The 18,235-nt window shown below is 74.2% G+C and carries 15 protein-coding genes; 6 read left to right on the top strand and 9 right to left on the bottom strand.

The window, feature by feature from the left end; translation table 11 throughout:
* Positions 1 to 85 precede the first annotated feature (85 nt).
* Positions 86 to 3,340: an AfsR/SARP family transcriptional regulator gene (locus tag CPE01_RS10480; protein ID WP_246783865.1), complete on the top strand. Its 3,255-nt coding sequence runs from the start codon at positions 86 to 88 to the stop codon at positions 3,338 to 3,340.
* Between the two features lie 80 nt (positions 3,341 to 3,420).
* On the opposite strand, the gene CPE01_RS10475 is transcribed toward CPE01_RS10480, so the two are convergent.
* The 4 genes from CPE01_RS10475 to CPE01_RS10460 form a co-directional block, all read right to left on the bottom strand.
* Positions 3,421 to 4,254 (bottom strand): ABC transporter permease, encoded by an 834-nt coding sequence (locus CPE01_RS10475; protein ID WP_146806595.1) that lies wholly within the window; start codon positions 4,252 to 4,254, stop codon positions 3,421 to 3,423.
* On the bottom strand, positions 4,251 to 5,243 hold the full coding sequence (locus tag CPE01_RS10470; protein WP_146806594.1) for an ATP-binding cassette domain-containing protein: 993 nt from the start codon (positions 5,241 to 5,243) through the stop codon (positions 4,251 to 4,253). The genes CPE01_RS10475 and CPE01_RS10470 overlap by 4 nt, the downstream gene beginning before the upstream one ends.
* A gap of 99 nt (positions 5,244 to 5,342) precedes the next feature.
* Positions 5,343 to 7,625, bottom strand: coding sequence for a SpoIIE family protein phosphatase (locus CPE01_RS10465; protein WP_146806593.1), 2,283 nt, complete (start codon positions 7,623 to 7,625; stop codon positions 5,343 to 5,345).
* Between the two features lie 39 nt (positions 7,626 to 7,664).
* Positions 7,665 to 8,927 carry an MFS transporter gene (locus CPE01_RS10460; RefSeq protein WP_186811496.1) on the bottom strand — a complete coding sequence of 421 codons (1,263 nt, stop codon included), beginning with the start codon at positions 8,925 to 8,927 and terminating at the stop codon, positions 7,665 to 7,667.
* 70 nt (positions 8,928 to 8,997) lie between these two features.
* Between CPE01_RS10460 and CPE01_RS10455 the strand changes: the two genes are divergently transcribed.
* Positions 8,998 to 10,008 (top strand): GlxA family transcriptional regulator, encoded by a 1,011-nt coding sequence (locus CPE01_RS10455; RefSeq protein ID WP_146806591.1) that lies wholly within the window; start codon positions 8,998 to 9,000, stop codon positions 10,006 to 10,008.
* Between the two features lie 41 nt (positions 10,009 to 10,049).
* Here the strand turns inward: CPE01_RS10455 and CPE01_RS10450 are convergent, their stop codons facing one another.
* The 5 genes from CPE01_RS10450 to dnaK all read right to left on the bottom strand — a co-directional run bounded on the left by CPE01_RS10450 (position 10,050) and on the right by dnaK (position 15,798).
* Positions 10,050 to 11,672 (bottom strand): FGGY-family carbohydrate kinase, encoded by a 1,623-nt coding sequence (locus CPE01_RS10450; RefSeq protein WP_146806590.1) that lies wholly within the window; start codon positions 11,670 to 11,672, stop codon positions 10,050 to 10,052.
* 42 nt (positions 11,673 to 11,714) lie between these two features.
* A complete protein-coding gene (locus CPE01_RS10445; RefSeq protein ID WP_146806589.1) occupies positions 11,715 to 12,152 on the bottom strand; it encodes a heat shock protein transcriptional repressor HspR in 438 nt (145 codons plus the stop codon).
* Between the two features lie 127 nt (positions 12,153 to 12,279).
* On the bottom strand, positions 12,280 to 13,251 hold the full coding sequence (locus CPE01_RS10440; RefSeq protein WP_146806588.1) for a DnaJ C-terminal domain-containing protein: 972 nt from the start codon (positions 13,249 to 13,251) through the stop codon (positions 12,280 to 12,282).
* Between the two features lie 58 nt (positions 13,252 to 13,309).
* Entirely contained in the window at positions 13,310 to 13,945 is a 636-nt protein-coding gene (locus CPE01_RS10435) for a nucleotide exchange factor GrpE (protein ID WP_146806587.1), read from the bottom strand.
* A complete protein-coding gene (dnaK, locus tag CPE01_RS10430) occupies positions 13,942 to 15,798 on the bottom strand; it encodes a molecular chaperone DnaK (protein WP_146806586.1) in 1,857 nt (618 codons plus the stop codon). The genes CPE01_RS10435 and dnaK overlap by 4 nt, the downstream gene beginning before the upstream one ends.
* Positions 15,799 to 15,828: 30 nt before the next feature.
* On the opposite strand from dnaK, the gene CPE01_RS10425 reads away from it, so the two are divergent.
* The 4 genes from CPE01_RS10425 to CPE01_RS10410 all read left to right on the top strand — a co-directional run bounded on the left by CPE01_RS10425 (position 15,829) and on the right by CPE01_RS10410 (position 18,224).
* Positions 15,829 to 16,383: a low molecular weight phosphatase family protein gene (locus tag CPE01_RS10425; protein ID WP_246783875.1), complete on the top strand. Its 555-nt coding sequence runs from the start codon at positions 15,829 to 15,831 to the stop codon at positions 16,381 to 16,383.
* Positions 16,384 to 16,489: 106 nt separating this feature from the next.
* Entirely contained in the window at positions 16,490 to 16,876 is a 387-nt protein-coding gene (locus CPE01_RS10420) for an ArsR/SmtB family transcription factor (RefSeq protein WP_146806585.1), read from the top strand.
* Positions 16,873 to 17,589: a cation diffusion facilitator family transporter gene (locus CPE01_RS10415; protein ID WP_146806584.1), complete on the top strand. Its 717-nt coding sequence runs from the start codon at positions 16,873 to 16,875 to the stop codon at positions 17,587 to 17,589. Before CPE01_RS10420 ends, CPE01_RS10415 begins: the two co-directional genes overlap by 4 nt.
* Entirely contained in the window at positions 17,586 to 18,224 is a 639-nt protein-coding gene (locus tag CPE01_RS10410) for a methyltransferase family protein (protein ID WP_146806583.1), read from the top strand. The genes CPE01_RS10415 and CPE01_RS10410 overlap by 4 nt, the downstream gene beginning before the upstream one ends.
* The last annotated feature ends 11 nt before the right edge of the window (positions 18,225 to 18,235 follow it).

Below are 18,235 nucleotides of genomic sequence, written 5' to 3'. Positions count from 1 at the left end.
CTCGTCAGCGTCAACGCCACAGCCCTGCGAACCTTTCCCGCCGCACCGTTCCCGCCGTGACAGACGCGTGAGGGATGCTGGGTGCGTGCACGTCACCACCCTCGGACCGCTCGCGCTGGACGGTCGGCCCGTTCGCGGCGAACGCCTGTCCGCCGTGGTGCGTGAGCTCGTCGCCGCGCGCGGGCGCGCCGTCTCGGTGGGCGCGCTCGTCGAGGCCGTCTGGGACGGCGCCCCGCCCGACGACGAGCAGGGTGCCGTGCAGGCGCTCGTCTCCCGCGTGCGCCGGCTCGGCCTGCGTGTCGAGACGCTCCCGGGCGGGTACCGGCTGCCCTCCGACGACCTGACGGTGGACGCCGACGAGGCGCGCGCGCTCGTCGGTGCGGCACGCGCAGCGCTCGACGCCGACGACCTGGCCGCTGCGGCCGAGCACGCGCGCCGCGCCCGCGCGCTCCTGCCCGCCGCCCCCGACGACGTCGCCGCCGTGCGTCTGCTCGCCGAGACCGCCGACGTCGCCGCGCGCGTCGCGCTGCGCGCCGGCGGCCCGTACGACGAGTCCGACCTGCGGCAGCTCGCGACCCGCACGCCGCCCGACGAGCCGTCGGTCGCCCTCCTCGTGCGCGTCCTGGCGGCACAGGGCCGCGACGCCGAGGCGCTCGAGGTGGTCGAGTCGCTGCGGCGCGACCTCGCCGAGCGGTACGGCACGGACCCGTCGCCCGTCGTCGCGCACGCGCACGTCGCCCTGCTGCGCGGCGAGCTCGGCCCGACGAGCGCGCCCGCGACCTCGTCGTCACCCACCGCGACGCCCCTGGCCGCCGGGCACACGCCTGCTCGCCCGGCCTCGTCGCCCCTCGCCCACCTGCCCTCCGCGTGGCGTCGCCCGCCCACGCCGCTCGTCGGACGCGACGCGGACGTCGCGGCCGTGACCGCCGCGCTCCAGGAGGCGCCGGTCGTGACCGTCGTCGCGACGGGAGGCGCGGGCAAGACCAGGCTCGCGGCCGAGGTCGCCCGCGGCGTGGCGCAGGCCGGGCAGCAGGTGCGCGTCGTCGAGCTCGCGGGACTGCGGTCCGCCGACGACGTGCTGCCCGCCGTGCTCGGTGAGCTCGGTGGTTCCGAGACCGTCCCCACGCTCCCCGAGGTCAACGCCGAGCGACGCGTCCTGCCGCGGCGCGACCGCCTGCGCGCCGCGGCGCAGAACCTGAGCGGGCTCGTCGTGCTCGACAACTGCGAGCACGTGCTCGCCGAGGCCGCGAGCGTCGTCGCGGACCTGCTCGAGGTGGTCCCGCCCGACGTCACGGTCCTGGCGACCTCACGCGCGCCGCTGGGCCTCGTCGGCGAACGCGTGCACCGCCTGCTCGCGCTGCCCGACGACGACGCCCTCGCGCTCCTGCGGGCGCGCGCCCAGGCCGCGCGGCCCGGGATGGTGTGGGACGACGAGCAGGCGCTCGCGCTGTGCCACCGCCTCGACAACCTGCCGCTCGCGCTCGAGCTCGCCGCGGCGCGGCTGCGCTCGATGCCCGTGCAGGACCTGCTCGACGGCCTCACCGACCGGTTCACGCTCCTCGACGACGCGCTGCGCGGCCTGCCCGAGCGGCACGCGAGCCTGTGGGCGCTCGTCGACTGGAGCCGCGACCTGCTGCCCGACGACGAACGCGCGCTGCTCGAACGGCTCGCCGTGGTGCCGGGCTCGTTCACCGCCGCGCTCGCCGCGAGCATCGCCGGGGTGCCGGACGCGCGCCGCGGGCTCGCGGACCTCGTCGACCAGTCCCTGCTCGTGCTCGACGACACCGGCTCCGGCCCCGCGCGGTACCGCATGCTCGAGACCGTCCGGGAGTACGGCGACGCCCGGCTCGAGGCCTCGGGGCACCGCGACGACGCCATGGCCGGGCTCGTCGCGTGGGCCACGCGCGAAGCCGTCGACCTCGCGGACCGCATGTTCGGGCCGGGGCAGCTCGCGGCCCTCGCGCGGTGCTCCGACGAGCAGGAGTCGCTGGTCGCGGCGCTGCGCTGGGCGCTCGAGCACGACGAGGAGCCCTCCGCCGTGCAGGTCGCGGCCGCGCTGTTCCAGTGGTGGACGGTCCGGGGCATGCACGTGGAGGTCGTGACGTGGGCGTCGCGGCTCGTGCACGTGGACGACCCCGCCGCCCGCCGGCGCTCCGCGCTGTTCGTCGGCGCGGCGTCCGGGCGGCCGCTCCCGCACGGCGACCTCGCCACGTCCGTCATGCTGCAGACCGCGGTCAACGGTGGCATCACCTCGACCTTGCGCCTGCCCTCGCTCGCCGGGCGGGTGCTGCGCCGGCTGATGCGTGAGCAGGCCGACGAGATCAGCCCGGGCGCCGCCGCGCTCGCCCAGGCCGTGCCCACGCTCGCGTCGAACGACCTCGAGGCCCTCGAGCGCTCCGCCGAGGTGCTCGCCGGGCACGACGACGAGCACACGCGCGCGCTCGGGCTGTTCCTGCGCGCAGCGGTGCGGGAGAACAGCGGCGAGCCGGCCGGGTCCGTGCAGGACGCGCATGAGGCGTTCGCGCTGTTCGAGCACCTCGGGGACCACTGGGGCATGGGCATGGCGGCCCAGGGCGTCGCGCAGTGGTCGGCCGCCCACGGTGGTGGCGACGACGCCGTCATGTGGCTCGAGCGCAGCGTGCACCATCTCGAGCTCGTCGGCGCCGTGCAGGACGCGCGCAGCCTGCGGGTCCTGCTCGATGTGCAGCGCGCCGCCGAGGGTGATCACGACGGGCTCGCGGCCCTGCACGACGTCGTCTCCTCGTCTCGTGCGGAGCCCATGGACCGCGCGCAGGCCTACCTCGGGCTCGCGATGGTCGCGCTGGGCGACGCGGACCGCGGGACCGCGGTGGACCACGCGATGCGCGCCGTGCGGATGGTCACCGACGACGAGTCGTCCGCGCCGCAGGCGCGCATCGTCCTGCGCACGTCGGCGGTCGTCGTGCTGCTGCAGGCGGCGCTCGACGACACCGACGCCGGCCGCCGCGCGAGGGTCGACGCCGGTGTCGTCGCCGCGCTGACCGCCGCGGCCGCCGACCTGCTCGACCTGGGCGACATGCCCGTCGTGGGTGCGTTCGCGCTCGGGTGCGCCGAGCTGCTCGCGTGGCGCGGCGACGACGACGAGACCGCGATCGAGCTGTGGGCGCTCGGCACCCGGATGGGCGCGAGCGTGTCGAGCATCGCGCTGCTGGTCGGGCACGGCCGGTCGCTCGCGAGCGAGCTCGCGGGGGCTCGCGGGCGGGCCCGCGCCGACGAGCTGCGCCCGCGGCCGGCGTCCGAGGTCAGCCGGGCGATCCTCGCCCTGTCGCTCCCGCTCCTGGGTCTTGCGGCGCCGCGCTGAGGCCGTTCGTCGAGCACGCGGGCCCGCGCGCACGGATGACGAGAGCCCGCGCCGAGTGAGCGCGGGCTCTCGTCCCGTCGTCAGACCTTGCGGCGGTACGCCCGCAGCGCCAGCGGCATGAACACCGCGACCAGGCCGACGCACCACGCGAGCGTCCACCACACGTGGTCGCCGACCGGCAGGCCGAGGAACAGGCCGCGCATGGAGTCGACGAGGTGCGTCAGCGGGTTGACGTCGACGAAGCCCTGCATCCACGTCGGCAGGTCGTCGGTCTGCACGAACACGTTCGAGCCGAACGACAGCGGCATGACCAGCAGGAACATCACGCCCTGCACCGCACCGGACGTGCGCACGACCATCCCGACCCACACGCTGACCCACGACAGGCACACCGCGAACAGCACGGCGAGCAGGCAGCCCGCGACCGCCTCGAGCGGGCTCGTCGCGATCCGGAAGCCCATCGCGTAACCCGTCGCGATCGTGACGACCGCGACGATCACGTACCGCACCACGTCGCCGAGCACCGCGCCGAGCAGCGGCGCCGACCGCGGGATCGGCAGGGACTTGAAGCGGTCGAAGATCCCCTTCTCCATGTCGGTGTTGAGGTTCACGCCGATCGCGATCGCGCCCATCGCGATCGTCTGGCCGAGGATGCCCGGCAGCAGGAACTGCAGGTAGTCCTCCGTGCTCCCCGCGACCGCGTTGCCGAAGATCGTCGCGAAGATCGCCAGGAAGATGATCGGCTGCAGCGTGACGTCGATCAGCGCCTCGGGCGTGCGCCACGTCTTGATGAGCGAGCGCTTGGTGAGCGCCGCCGAGTGCCGGACCAGCGGGAACGGTCGGCGCGCAGCTGCGGCGGCCGGCACGCGCGGGGTGCGGTCGGTGGTCGTCGGTCCGAGCGTCGTGGTGGTCATGCCGCCACCTCCTTGCTGGTCGCGTCCGGGCCGGTGGCGGACCCGTCGTCCGCCGTGTGGCCGGTCAGGCTGAAGAAGACCTCGTCGAGGCTCGGCAGGTGCAGCGAGAGCTCCGTGACCGCGATGCCCGCGGCACCCAGCCGCGCGACCGTCTCGGTGAGGGCCGCGTCACCGGCCACCGGGACCGCGAGCATCCCCTTGCGGATCTCGTCGGCCGCGGCACCCGTGCTGACCTGCGAGAGGATCTGCGCGGTCTCCGGCAGGCGGCTCGGGTCCGCCGGACGCACCTCGAGCGTCTGGCCGCCGACGATCCGCTTGAGCCCGTCGGGGGTGTCGTGCGCGATCACGCGGCCGTGGTCGACGACCGTGATCTCGTCGGCCAGCGCGTCGGCCTCCTCCAGGTACTGCGTCGTCAGCAGCACCGTCGAGCCGTCGGTGACGAGCGAGCGCACCACGTCCCACATCGCCTCGCGCTTGGCGGGGTCGAGGCCCGTGGTCGGCTCGTCGAGGAAGATCACGTCCGGCCGGCCGACGAGGCTCGCGGCCAGGTCGAGGCGGCGGCGCATGCCGCCGGAGTACGTCTTCGCGGGCCGGTCGGCGGCGTCCGCGAGGTCGAACCACTCGAGCAGCTCGGCGGCGCGGGCTCGCGCTCCGGCGCGGCCGAGCTCGAGCAGCGTGCCGAACAGCACGAGGTTCTGCCGGCCCGTGAGGTCCTCGTCGACCGACGCGTACTGGCCGGTCAGACCGATCATGTGCCGGACCTTCTCGGCGTCGCGCACGACGTCGAGACCGTTGATGCGGGCCGTGCCCGCGTCCGGGTCGAGCAGCGTGGACAGGATGCGCACGGTCGTCGTCTTGCCGGCGCCGTTCGGTCCGAGCACACCGAGCACGGTGCCCCGGGGGACGACGAGGTCGACGCCTTGCAGCGCCTTCGTCTCGCCGTAGTGCTTCACCAGGCCTTCGGCCTCGATCACCAGGTCTGTCGTCATGCCGCCACCCTGACGGCCTCGGCCGACACGCCCCTGACACCCCACCGACACGCCCCGCACGCCGCTGACACGGACCGGGTCAGGCAGGAGGCGTCGGGGTCAGTCGGCGTCGCGGCAGAGGAGGAGCAGGGTGACGTCGTCGACCGACGACGGGTCGCTGCACGCGCGGATCACGTCGTCGATGTCGACCGGGACCGTGGGGTCCTCGCGCGTGAACGCCCCGACGAGGCGGGCGAGCCCGGCGCGCAGGTTCGTCGAGCGGGAGTCGACGAGACCGTCCGTGTAGAGCACGACCCCACCGCCGGGCTCGATCTGGAAGTGGTGCGTGGGCGGCTCACCCGACCCGACGCCGACCGGCCGGTCCACGGTGACGTCCAGCAGCTCGGCACCCCCCACGGCGTCGAGCACGAGCGGGCGCGGGTGGCCCGCGATCGAGACCTCGACCTCGCCCGAGGCGGGGTCGACGGCCGCGACGACGACCGTCGCCATGTCGGTCGCCATGGTGCGGCGGGCGACCACGTCGGTCCAGCGCAGCGCGTCGGCGGGGCCGTCGCCGCGCAGCAGGAACGCACGCAGCGAGTTGCGCAGCTGACCCATCGCGGCGGCGGCGGACAGCCCGTGACCGGCGACGTCGCCGACGACGACCGCGATCCGCCCGTCGGGCAGCTCGATCGCGTCGTACCAGTCGCCGCCGACCTGGCCGCCGGGCGCCGGTGCGTAGCGCGCGTGCAGCTGCCACCCGTCGACGTGCGGGAGGGCGGCGGGCAGGAGCGAGCGCTGCACGGTCTCGGCCGCACCGAGCGCCCAGCGGGTGCGCAGCAGGAGCGTCTCGAGCAGGCGGCGCCGCAGGTCGGTGACGGAGCGCAGCTCCTGCGGCGTCCACGGAGCGCTCGTGCCGCGCACCGTCTCGGTCCACTTCTCGAACGACTTGCGCGGGCTGAGCCGCACCTCGTCGCCCTCGCGGCGCGCGATGGCCTTGTTGTGCGGGTCGCCGCCCCACGAGACGTCGCGCACGGCCTCGTGCCGCAGCCACACGATCGCGCGGTCCTCCGGCATCCGGACCGCGAGCAGCCCCGCGACTCCGGGCAGCGCGGCGGCGAGCGCGGGCTCCTGCACGGCGAGCTCGGTGCGGGACACGACGTCCTCGGGCTGCGCGGCGAGCCACGCCCGCAGCGGCGTGGGGTCGTCCGGCACGACGCCGTCGACGCTCCACGCGTCGTCGCCGAGCACGACGACACCCTGTGCGGGCACGAGCTCGAGCAGCGACACCCCGGACTCGGTCCGCCCGACGAGCGTGTCCCCGAGCGTGCGCGACGCGTCGCGCGACGCGATGAGCAGGCGCACGAGCGTCGACTCGGCCGCGAGCGCGGCCTGCAGCTCGTCCTCCTCGGCGCGCGCCACGAGGCGCAGCGACAGCGAGGACCCGAGGAACTCGGCGGCGGCCCGCACGCCGTACGGCGGGTGGTGCGGGCCGGAGTAGTGGTGGCACGCGACCAGTCCCCACAGCCGGCCGTCGCGCAGCAACGAGATCGACATGGATGCCGCGACGCCCATGTTGCCGAGGTACTCGAGGTGGATCGGCGAGACGCTGCGCAGCACCGAGTGCGTGAGGTCGAGCGGCTGCCCGGTCGCGCCGTCGATCCCGGGCACGAGCGGCGCCGGGGCGTACCCGACGTCGGCGATGAGCCGGATCCAGTTCTTCTCGTACAGCGCGCGGGCCTGCGGCGGGATGTCCGAGGCGGGGTAGTGCAGCCCGAGGAACGAGTTGAGGTCGGCGCGCTTCGCCTCGGCGACGACCTCACCGTTGTACTCGGCGTCGAACCGGTAGATCATCACGCGGTCGAACCCGGTCAGCGCGCGCACCTCCTGCGCGGCGACGTCGTACAGCTCGGGGAGCGTGCGGCTCTCGTTGAGGCGTTCGAGCGCGTCGCGCACCGCCTGGTAGGTGTTCGGGAACGAGAACGGCCGCGGGCCGGTGGACGCCTCGAGCTCGACGACGAGCAGGGTGCGTTCGCCGACGACCACGCGGTGCAGCACCGCGTCGACCTCGAGCGGTCCGGCCGGCGTGCTGGCGACGATGACGACCGGGTTGCGCTGCCGGAGGTTGCCGAACGTGCGCAGGTGCGCCCGCACCTGCTCGGCCGGCTCGGCTCCGAGCAGCGTGTCGAGGTCCGACCCGAGCGCGTCGTCGACGCTGCGACCGAGCAGGTCGGCGACGTTCGCGGACACGTGCTCCACCACGAGGTCCGGCTCGGTGACCGCGAGCAGCACTCCGTGCGGCTGGACGGACCCGGGCACGTGGATGGGCTCACGCGCGCAGTTGTCGAGGTCGACGGGCTCACCGGGTGCGAGCAGGTCGGTCGACGGCACAGCGTCGGACATCGGGCTGCACCTCCTCGTCGGCCGTCCCCGACGTGCAACCTAACCCACGCCACCCCCACCCGAGTCACGCCCGGCCCGACGAGGCCGCACGGGCAGGGGCCGGACCAGCGCCAGCACGACGACCGCCGACGCGGCCGCCACGGCGACCCCGAGCACCGGCCAGCCCGTCGCGGTCGTCGCGAGGCCCGCGCCGAGCGACCCGACCACCGCCGCGACGGTCGCGACGAGCTCGGCGACCGGCTGCACCCGGCCGCGCTCGGCGGGTCGGTAGGAGGCCGCGACCATCGCGGCACCGCCGCTGCCCGCGAGGTTCCACCCGACGCCCGCGAGCGTCATCGCGACGACGAACGAAACGGTCTCGGGTCGCAGCGTCGCGAGGCCGGCGGCGCCGAGCACGAGCGCCCCGAGCAGCGCGACCCTGCGCTCTCCGAGCCGCCCGATCCACCGCGCGACCAGCAGCCCGGGCGCGTACATGCCGATCATGTGCAGCTGCACGGAGAACGCCGCCTGGTTCTCGGTGTGGCCCATGTCCATGCCCGCGACCGGTCCGGCCGTCATGAGCGAGCTCATCGCGGCGGCGGCGAGCGCCGTGGCCAGCACGCCGAGCACGAGGACCGGCTGCGTCCACAGCTCGCGCCGCGAGCGCGGCGCGGCCGCCGGCGCGTCGTCGTGGGCCGCACCCGGCCCGGTCAGGTGCGCGAGGTCGCGCGGCAGACGCGCGTTCCACACCACCGCGAGCGCCGCGAACGCGGCCACCAGCAGGTACGACGCGACGTGCGGGGTGGGTCCCAGGTCGCGCACGGAGGTGGCGAGGAACGGTCCGACGAGCGCCGCGAGCAGACCGCCCGCGAGCAGCGTCGTGATCGCGCGCGCCCGCTCGGCCGGGTTCGCCTCGGCGACCGCGTACCGGTAGTACCCGGCGCCTGCCTGGTACACGCCGACGAGCGCCGTGCCGAGGCAGAACAGCGCGAACGAGCCGACGTGCACCGCGTACGCCGAGACGAGGCCCGCGGCGACGGCGGCGAGCGGCGCGGTCGCGAACACGCGCCGGTAGCCGCTGCGCCCGATCCACCGCGAGAGCGCGAAGGTCGAGGCCGCCGCGACCACCGGCATGAGGCTGAACGGGAGCGTCGCGAGGGCGCGCGTGGGGGCGAGGTGCGCGCCGACGATCCCGGTGAGGGTGAGGTCGATCGAGATGCCGAACGTGTAGAGCGACTGCGCGGGGACGAGCCTGCGGGTGAGGCGCGGGCCGTCGACGCGCGGGCCGACGAGCGGGCGGGCGAGGGCGTCTGACGAGGTCACGCGTCCACCCTGGTGGCCTGGCGCCCGACCGACGAGCGGCAGGATTGCCACTGTGCGCTAGATTCTTGCCATGAGGCCGAGCACCGCCCCGCTCGTCGAACCGCCGCTGCCCGCGCCCGTGCCCGAGGCCCGGCGCGAGCGGGACGTCGCGGTCCTCGCTCTGCCCGAGGCGCTGCCGATGGAGGTCGGCATCCCGTTCCAGGTGCTCCTCAGCCGCACCGCAGAGCACTACCGCGTCACGCTGTGCGGCCGCCGGCCCGGACCCGTCGCCACCACGGGCGGCTTCCCGGTCGTCGCGCAGGCGGGGCTCGAGCACGTCGTCGCCGCGGACACCGTGATCGTGCCCGCCTACGACACGATCGGGCAGCCCCCGCCCGACGACGTGCTCGACGCGCTGCGCACCGCGCACGCCCGCGGCGCCCGCATCGTCTCGATCTGCGTCGGGGCGTTCGCGCTCGCCGCCGCGGGTCTGCTCGACGGGCGTCGCGCGACCACGCACTGGGCGTACGCCGACCGCCTCGCGGCGCAGTACCCGCGCGTGCGCGTCGACCCCGACGTGCTGTTCGTCGACGAGGGCGACGTGCTGACCTCGGCGGGCGTCGCGTCCGGCATCGACGCGTGCCTGCACCTGATCCGCACCGACCTCGGCGCGGCCGTCGCCAACCATGTCGCGCGCGCGATCGTCGCGGCCCCGCACCGCGACGGCGGGCAGGCGCAGTTCATCGCGCGGACCACCTCGCCGCACACCGCGACCTCGCTCGCGGCGACGCGCGCGTGGGCGCTCGACCACCTGCACGAGCCGCTGACCGTCGCCGACCTGGCCCGGCACGCGCGCCTGTCGCAGCGCACGCTCGCGCGCGCGTTCGCCGCGGAGACGGGGGCGTCACCGCTGCGCTGGCTCACCGCGGCGCGCGTCGACCGCGCGCGCGAGCTGCTCGAACGCACCGCGTGGGGCACGGACCGCGTCGCGCAGGAGTGCGGGCTCGGGACCGCCGCGAACATGCGGCTGCACTTCCACCGCCTCGTCGGCGTGAGCCCGTCCGACTACCGCCGCACGTTCGCGGCCGCCGCCACCGCCTGACGCCCGCCGGTCGCGACGCTGCACGGGCGAGCGCGTCCCGGTCAGGACGTCGCGCGGGCTGCGGCGACGAACGCCTGCAGGCGGCGGTCGACGGCCGCGGGGTCGGGCGCGAGGTCGTCGGGCGGGGTCGGCAGGACCGGGAGCGCCGGGGCCGGGCCGACGAGCCCTGCGCGCTCGGCCGCGAGCAGCGCGGCACCCGCGGCGACCGCCTCCTCGTCGGCGACGACGTCCAGCGGCGCGGGCGAGCACCAGCGCTTGAGCGCCGCCCACGCGGGGTTCACGAGCATCGGCCGGCCGAGCGCCCGGACCTGGGCGGGCACCCGGCCCGCGAGCGCGGCCTGCGCGTCGAGCATCCAGCGCGCCTGCAGCGCCGCGCCGAGCAGCACGCCCCGCAGCGCGTCGACCGGGTCCGCGGGCACGGCACCCACCGCGCGGAGCGTCGCGGACGCGTCCGGCGCGGGCGTCTGCCGCCCGAGCACGTAGGGCAGCACGACGAACGCCTCGTCGGCCCCGCTCCCGCCGCCCGCGGGGTGGCCCTCGCCGACGAGCAGCGCCACGAGCGCGTCGTCGACGCCCGACGCCCGTTCGAGCAGTGCGGCGCGCTCGTCGTCCGGCGCGAGCGGGGCGAGCCAGGCGGCGACGGCGCCGCCCGCACTCGACGAGCCGGCGACGAGGGCGGGTCGGTCGCCGCGGACCGTGCGCACCAGGCTCATCCCAGCCTGCGCGACCGGACCCGGATCGGGGTCGGACGTCAGCACCGTGCACACCACCTCCGTCGTCCCGACGGAGTCCGCGGCGTCGCCCGGCTCGCGCACGCCCGCCGCGAACGCGCCGACGGCGTGGTCGTGGCCCGCGACCGTCACGGGTGTGCCCGCGAGCAGCCCCGCCTCGGTGAGCGGACCGCGGCGCAGCGGGACCGTCTCACCCGGCCGCAGCACGTGCGGGACCTGGTGCGGCGCGAGGCCCACCTCGGCCAGCAGATCGGCGTCGAACGCCGCGGGCAGCCCCGCGGGGAGACCGTCGCCGGCCGGCAGCGCGTCGCCCAGCCGGTACGCCATGGTGCGCCCGGCGAGCGTGTGGTCGGTGACGAGCCGCCCGGCCAGGCCCAGCACGACGAGGTCCGCCGCGCCCGCCCAACGACCACCCCGGTGCAGCGACCCGATCGCGCCCGCCGGGGCGCTCGGCATCTGCGCGGCACCCGCCAGGTCGACGGCGCTCGTCGGACCGCGGGCGCCCGCGGGGCCGCCCGCGCCACGACCGGACGCGACGTCGCGCAGCCACGCCCACGTCGCCAGCGGGACCTTCGCCGAGGCGCGCACCCCGGTCGCGGCGAACAGCTCCGCGCGGCCCAGTCGTGCCGCGAGCTCGTCGGCCTGGCGCCCTGCGCGTCGGCCGTCCCAGCGCAGCCAGTCGCCGCGCGGCTCGTCGTCGGGACCGACCGGGACGCCCGTCTCCGCCATCGACGCGACGCCGATCGCCCCGGGGACGGGCGCTGACGGCACCTGCGCGAGCACGCGGCGCGTGAGGTCCGCGACGAGCGCGAGCAGGTCAGCGGGCGGCGGGGTGGGCGCGGACGCGCACGCGAGCGTGCGCGGTGCGTCGACGTCGACGAGCGCGACCTTGGTGTGCGTCGTCCCGACATCGATGCCCAGCGCGGTGCTCACGCGAGCATCCTGCCGTGCCGCAGGGCACGACCGCCGGGTACGTCAGTCGTCGCCCTGCGTCGGGCGCCACAGCACGACCGCGGCGGTCGACGCGGTGATCGCCCGCGGCGGCTGGGCGACGCGCGGCGTGCGTGGGGCGCGGCGGGTGGCCACCACGTCACCGCGCGGGTCGGCCGTGAAGACCCGGCGACCGGGCTCGATGAGCGAGCGCAGGTGGTCGACCTGGCGCTCGAGCCGCTCGACCTGCATCTCGAGCTCGAGGATCCGCTTGATCCCCGCGAGGTTGATGCCCTCGTCCTGCGAGAGCCGCTGGATGGTGCGCAGCGTGACGACGTCACGCATCGAGTACCGCCGCCCGCGGCCCGCGGTGCGCCGCGGCGACACGAGCCCGATCCGGTCGTACTGGCGCAGGGTCTGCGGGTGCATGCCCGCGAGCTCGGCGGCCCGCGAGATGACGAACACGGGCGTGTCCTCGTTCATCGCACCCCCTCGCACCCGCGCCCTCCGCCCGCACGGTCCCCGACCACGCGAGCGCGGTAGATCCACCGCGAACGCGGGCTCTGCAGCGCCGCGCTCGCGGTGGATCTACCGCGCTCGGTGGAGGGACTCAACGGCGGGCCTGGTCCATCAGGGTCGCGCGGACGTCCTCGCCGCTCGTCGCGATGCCGAAGGCCTGCACCGCCTGGCGTGCCGCGTCGGACAGCCGCTGCGGGACCACGACCTGCACGGTCACCAGGAGGTCGCCGCTCGACTTCGCGTCCTTGCCCGGCACCCCGCGGCCCTTGACGCGCAGCGTCCGGCCCGACGGCGTGCCCGCGGGCACCTTGACCTTCACCGTGTCGCCGTTGAGCGTCGGGACCTCGACGGTCGCACCGAGCGCGGCCTCGTCGAACGCGATCGGGACGGTGATCTTGAGGTTGCGCCCGTCGAGCGAGAACACCGGGTGCGGCTTGACGTGCACGGTCACGACGAGGTCGCCCGCGGGAGCGCCGGGCTCGCCCGGACGCCCCTTGCCGCGCAGCCGGATCTTCTGCCCGTCGCGCACGCCGGCCGGGATCCGCGCGTTGACCGTGCGGTTCTCGACCTGCAGCGAGACGGTCGACCCCTCGACGGCCTGCCGGAACGGCAGCTCGACCGCCGCGGACAGGTCGACGCCCGGCTGCGGGCCCCGCTGGAACCCGCCCCCGAACATCCCGCCGAGGATGTCCTCGAAGCCACCGCCGCCGCCGGTCGAGTACCGGACGCGGGTGCTGCCGCCGCCCGGCGCCCCGGCGCCGAACATGCCCCCGAGGATGTCCTCGAAGCCACCGGCCCCACGGCCGCCGGACGTGAAGCGGGCACCGCCCGTCATGGCGCGGATCTGGTCGTACTGCTGCCGCTGCTCGGGGTCCGAGAGCACCGAGTACGCCTCGCCGATGTCCTTGAACTCCGACTCGGCCTTCGCGTCCCCCGGGTTGTGGTCCGGGTGCTTCTCGCGCGCCAGCTTGCGGTACGCCTTCTTGATCGTCGCCGCATCGGCGTCCTTGGGGACGCCGAGAACCGCGTAGAAGTCCTTCTCGAGCCAGTCCTGCCCGGTCACGGCGCCTCCCTCCTCGTCGTCGTCGTGCTCGTCGTCGTCGTGCTCGTCGTCGTCCTGGTCACCCCTCCGGGTCCACGACGGCGACGCGCGTGGCCCGCAGGATGCGGTCCTTCGTGCGGTAGCCCGGCTGCAGCACCGTCTGCACGGTCGACGTCGTGACGTCGGCCGAGTGCGAGTGCATGAGCGCCTCGTGCATCGCGGGGTCGAACTCGTCGCCCGCCTGCCCGTAGCGTTCGACCCCGAAGCGCCCGAGGGTGGCCTCGAGCTTCTCCGCGATGGACGCGAACGGGCCCTCGGCGAGGTCACCGTGCTGGCGGGCCAGCTCGATGTCGTCGAGCACCGGGATGAGGGCTTCCGCGACCGCGGCGACCCCACGGTCGTGCGCGGCCAGCGCGTCGGCCTTCGAACGCTTCACGTACGCCGAGTACTGCTGCTCGAGGTTGTAGTACGCCGCGTTGGCGCGCTGCAGCTCCTCGAGCCGCTCCTCGGCGAGCCTCTGCGCATCCGACTGCTCGCCGGAACCCGCAGCCGCCGCGGCCTCGGCCTCGGCGATCACGGCCTCCTCGGGCGTCGGCTGACGCACCTGACCGGTCTCCGGGTCGATGCGGCGCTTGTCCGTGAAGCGGGGCGTCTCCTCGTCGGAACCGCCCCCCGGGCCCTGCTCGGGCCCGGGGGTCGTCGGCTGGTCCGTCACTTCTTGTCGTCCTCGTCGTCGACGATCTCGGCGTCGACCACGTCGTCGTCGGACGACGCGTCGGAGTCACCCGCGGGGGCGTCCGCCGGGGTCTCGGCCTGCGCCTGGCTGTAGATCGCCTCGCCGATCTTCTGCGCGGCGGTCGACAGCGCGGTCGTCTTGGCCTTCACGTCGTCGGCGTCCGTGCCCTCGAGCGACTTCTTGAGGTCGTCGACCTTCTCCTGGACCTCGGTCTTGACGTCCTCGGGCAGCTTGTCCGCGTTGTCGACGAGCAGCTTCTCCGTGGAGTAGACGAGCTGCTCGGCGGAGTTGCGGGCCTCGGCGTCCTCGCGGCGCTTCTTGTCCTCGGCGGCGTGCTCCTCGGCCTCGCGCACCATGCGCTCGATGTCCTCCTTGGGGAGGGCCGAGCCGCCGGTGATCGTCATCGACTGCTCCTTGCCCGTGCCACGGTCCTTCGCGGACACGTGCACGATGCCGTTCGCGTCGATGTCGAACGTGACCTCGATCTGCGGGACGCCGCGCGGCGCCGGCGCGATGCCGGTCAGCTCGAAGGTGCCCAGCGGCTTGTTGTCCCGCGCGAACTCACGCTCGCCCTGGAACACCTGGATCAGCACCGACGGCTGGTTGTCCTCGGCCGTCGAGAAGATCTCGCTGCGCTTCGTCGGGATGGCCGTGTTGCGCTCGATGAGCTTGGTCATCACGCCGCCCTTGGTCTCGATGCCGAGGCTCAGCGGGGTGACGTCGATCAGCAGGACGTCCTTGCGGTCGCCCTTCATGACACCGGCCTGCAGCGCGGCACCCACGGCGACGACCTCGTCGGGGTTCACGCCCTTGTTGGGCTCACGCCCACCCGTCAGCTCCGTGACGACCTCGGTGACCGCGGGCATACGGGTCGAGCCGCCGACGAGCACCACGTGGTCGATGTCCGACAGCTTGATGCCCGCGTCGCGGATGACCGAGTGGAACGGCGCCTTGGTGCGGTCCAGCAGGTCCTTCGTCATCTCCTGGAACTTCGCCCGCGTGAGCTTGGTGTCCAGGTGGATCGGGCCGTTCTCGCTCATCGACAGGTACTGCAGCGAGATGTTGGTGCTGGTGGCCGACGAGAGCTCCTTCTTGGCCTGCTCCGCCGCCTCACGCAGACGCTGCAGCGCGATCTTGTCCTTCGACAGGTCGACGCCCGAGGAGTTCTTCACCTCGGCGACGAGGAAGTCGACGATCCGGTTGTCCCAGTCGTCACCACCGAGCCGGTTGTCACCGGACGTCGCGCGGACCTCGATCGTCGAGAAGCCGTCGTCGTCCTTGCCGACCTCCAGGAGGGACACGTCGAACGTGCCACCACCGAGGTCGAAGACGAGGATGAGCTCGTCCTCCTTGCCCTTCTCCAGGCCGTACGCGAGCGCGGCCGCCGTGGGCTCGTTGATGATGCGCAGGACGTTGAGGCCCGCGATGGCGCCCGCGTCCTTCGTCGCCTGACGCTCGGCGTCGTTGAAGTACGCCGGGACCGTGATGACGGCCTCCGTGACGGGCTCACCCAGGTACGCCTCGGCGTCCCGCTTGAGCTTGCCGAGCACACGCGCGGAGATCTCCTGCGGCGTGTACTTCTTGTCGTCGACGTCCACCGTCCAGTCCGTGCCCATGTGGCGCTTGACGGACGTGATGGTGCGGTCGACGTTGGTGACGGCCTGGCGCTTGGCGATCTCGCCGACGAGGACCTCGCCGGTCTTGGAGAACGCCACGACCGACGGAGTCGTGCGCGACCCCTCCGCGTTGGCGATGACCGTGGGCTCGCCACCCTCGAGGACGGCGACGACGGAGTTCGTCGTGCCCAGGTCGATGCCGACTGCTCGTGCCATGTGTGGTGCCTTCTTTCGATCGTGGTGCAGATGCTCTGGACGCTCTTGAGTCCGCTGCGCTCAACCTTGCACCCGGGCCCCCGGGACTCGCAAGCTCAACCCAGCAAACTTGAGTCTGTCCGGCTCAACTTCTCGCCGGCGCCGAACATTCCCACGGGCGTCGGTGCACCGCGGGCGCCAGTGGAGATGAAGCTCCACCACACCCGTCCGTCGCCCGACGCCTGGGCGCCGGGGTGGTCCGGTGGCTCCGAACCCGGCGAGCAGATCCACCCCACCGCGGTCACCGCGATGGCCGAGCGCGGCATCGACATCTCCCGCGAGTACCCCAGGCCCTGGACCGACGAGATCGTCCGCGCCGCCGACGTCTCGGTCACCGTGGGCTGCGACGACGCCTGCCCGCGCTTCCCCGGCAAGCGCTACGAGGACTGGCAGCTCGACGACCCCGCCGACCTCGACCTCGACGACGCCGGGTCCGCGACGAGATCGAACGCAAGGTCCACCACCTTCTCGACGAGCTCGGAGTTGAAGACCCAGCCTTCCGGACCCGGAGCGCGAGCTCGGCTGACCGGCACGATGCGGGCTTGACGATCGGGCCCGCTCACCTCGGTGTACGAACCACCGCGCCACGACCGGACGGCGCTACGAGCCGGACCCGTTGTCTCCGCGCCGACAGGAGCGCTAACATCGCCGCATGACGATACCAACGGTCTCTGGCGATGTGGACGGTGTCGACGAAGCCCTGGCACTGGAAGCCGCAGCGTGTCTGTTCCACGGGTTCAGCGACCCTTCTCGGCTGACCATCCTTCGTCACCTGGCCCTTGGCGAGCACCGCGTCGTCGACCTCACCGAGCACCTCGGGCTCGCACAGTCCACCGTCTCCAAGCATCTGGCGTGCCTGCGTGACTGCGGCCTCGTCACCTCGCGACCGCAGGGGCGGGCGTCGATGTTCGTGCTGAACCATCCTGAGGCGTTGATGGACCTGCTGAGCGCCGCCGAGCGGCTGCTCGCCCTCACCGGGGACGCGGTCACGCTGTGCCCGACATACGGCACAGGTGCCGCGGACCGGAGCGGGGCATGAGCACCCTGTCGATCGGTCCGCGGCCGCTGGATGCCGCCCGCCGGGCGGTGCTGCAGCAGCGCATCCGTTGGGTGGTCGCGGCCACGATCTCCTACAACGTCGTCGAGGCGGTGATCGCGATCGCGGCGGGGCGTGCCGCCTCGTCCGCTGCGCTGATCGGCTTCGGTCTGGACTCGGTCGTCGAGGTGCTCTCCGCCGCGGCGGTCGCCTGGCAGTTCGCCGCGCCGAACCCCGAGTCGCGCGAGAAGGTCGCGATGCGGGCGATCGCGCTTTCGTTCTTCGGCCTGGCGCTCTTCGTGACCGTGGACGCCGTGCGCACGGTCCTGGGTGGAGCTGAGCCCGACCACTCGACGGTCGGGATCGTGCTGGCCGCGGTGAGCCTTGCGGTCATGCCGGCGCTGTCCTTTTTCGAGCGCCGCACCGGCCGCGAGCTCGGCTCAGCCTCCGCGATCGCCGACTCCAAGCAGACGCTCATCTGCTCCTACCTCTCGGCGGTGCTCCTGATCGGGCTGGTGCTCAACAGCACGCTCGGCTGGTGGTGGGCGGACCCGCTCGCCGCGGTCGTGATCGCGGGCTTCGCGGTCCGTGAAGGGCTCGAGGCGTGGAAGGGCGAGGCGTGCTGCACGCCGCTGGCGCAGCTGACCGGCGACCAGGACGCGCACTGTGACGACGGCTGCTGCGGCCCGGACGACAAGGACGGCGGTTCCCGATGAGCCCGGACACCGCGGCGGCAGTCGCCCTGCCGCTCTACGCGGTGGGCTGCGCCGTGATCTTCGGGTGGCGCAGCTGGCAGCAGCGCCGCGGCACGGGCTCAGCGGGCTTCCGCGGGATCAGCGGGGCACCAGGATCTGCCCCGTGGTGGGGCGGCGTGCTGTTCGTCGTCGCCCTGGTCCTCGCGGCACTCGCCCCGGTGCTCGAGCTCACCGGCGACGTGACGCTCGCCGTCGCGACCTGGGTCCCGATCGTCGGGCTGGCCGTTACCGTCGCCAGCTTCGCGGGCGTGGTGCTCTCCCAGAGCGCGATGGGCCGGTCCTGGCGGATCGGCGTCGACGCTCACGAACGCACCGACCTGGTGACCGGCGGCGTGTTCGCGCTCGTGCGCAACCCGATCTTCACCGCGATGGTGACCGCGCTGACGGGGCTCGCACTGATGGTGCCGTCGGCGCTCTCTGTCCTCGCCGTCGTTGCGCTCGTCACGGCGGTCCAGCTGCAGGTCCGCGCCGTCGAAGAGCCCTACCTGCTGAGCACCCACGACCAGCGCTACGCCCACTACGCCGCGCGGGTCGGACGATTCGTGCCCGCTGTCGGCCGGCTTCGCCCGCACGTCCCCGAGGAGCGCACCGCGTGACGCCCCAGACC

Origin of the sequence: Cellulomonas persica (assembly GCF_007989825.1) — a bacterium.
GTDB classification, from domain to species: domain Bacteria; phylum Actinomycetota; class Actinomycetes; order Actinomycetales; family Cellulomonadaceae; genus Cellulomonas; species Cellulomonas persica.
Note: the sequence above shows the minus strand (reverse complement) of the source record. Positions and strands in the feature narration are given on the sequence as shown.

Excerpts from the sequence above, each read along its gene's own strand:
- CPE01_RS10475 (WP_146806595.1), bottom strand. The coding sequence starts at position 4,254 with ATGACCACCACGACGCTCGGACCGACGACCACCGACCGCACCCCGCGC.
- CPE01_RS10470 (WP_146806594.1), bottom strand. The coding sequence starts at position 5,243 with ATGACGACAGACCTGGTGATCGAGGCCGAAGGCCTGGTGAAGCACTAC.
- CPE01_RS10465 (WP_146806593.1), bottom strand. The coding sequence starts at position 7,625 with ATGTCCGACGCTGTGCCGTCGACCGACCTGCTCGCACCCGGTGAGCCC.
- CPE01_RS10455 (WP_146806591.1), top strand. The coding sequence starts at position 8,998 with ATGAGGCCGAGCACCGCCCCGCTCGTCGAACCGCCGCTGCCCGCGCCC.
- CPE01_RS10445 (WP_146806589.1), bottom strand. The coding sequence starts at position 12,152 with ATGAACGAGGACACGCCCGTGTTCGTCATCTCGCGGGCCGCCGAGCTC.
- dnaK (WP_146806586.1), bottom strand. The coding sequence starts at position 15,798 with ATGGCACGAGCAGTCGGCATCGACCTGGGCACGACGAACTCCGTCGTC.
- CPE01_RS10425 (WP_246783875.1), top strand. The coding sequence starts at position 15,829 with ATGCTCTGGACGCTCTTGAGTCCGCTGCGCTCAACCTTGCACCCGGGC.
- CPE01_RS10420 (WP_146806585.1), top strand. The coding sequence starts at position 16,490 with ATGACGATACCAACGGTCTCTGGCGATGTGGACGGTGTCGACGAAGCC.
- CPE01_RS10415 (WP_146806584.1), top strand. The coding sequence starts at position 16,873 with ATGAGCACCCTGTCGATCGGTCCGCGGCCGCTGGATGCCGCCCGCCGG.
- CPE01_RS10410 (WP_146806583.1), top strand. The coding sequence starts at position 17,586 with ATGAGCCCGGACACCGCGGCGGCAGTCGCCCTGCCGCTCTACGCGGTG.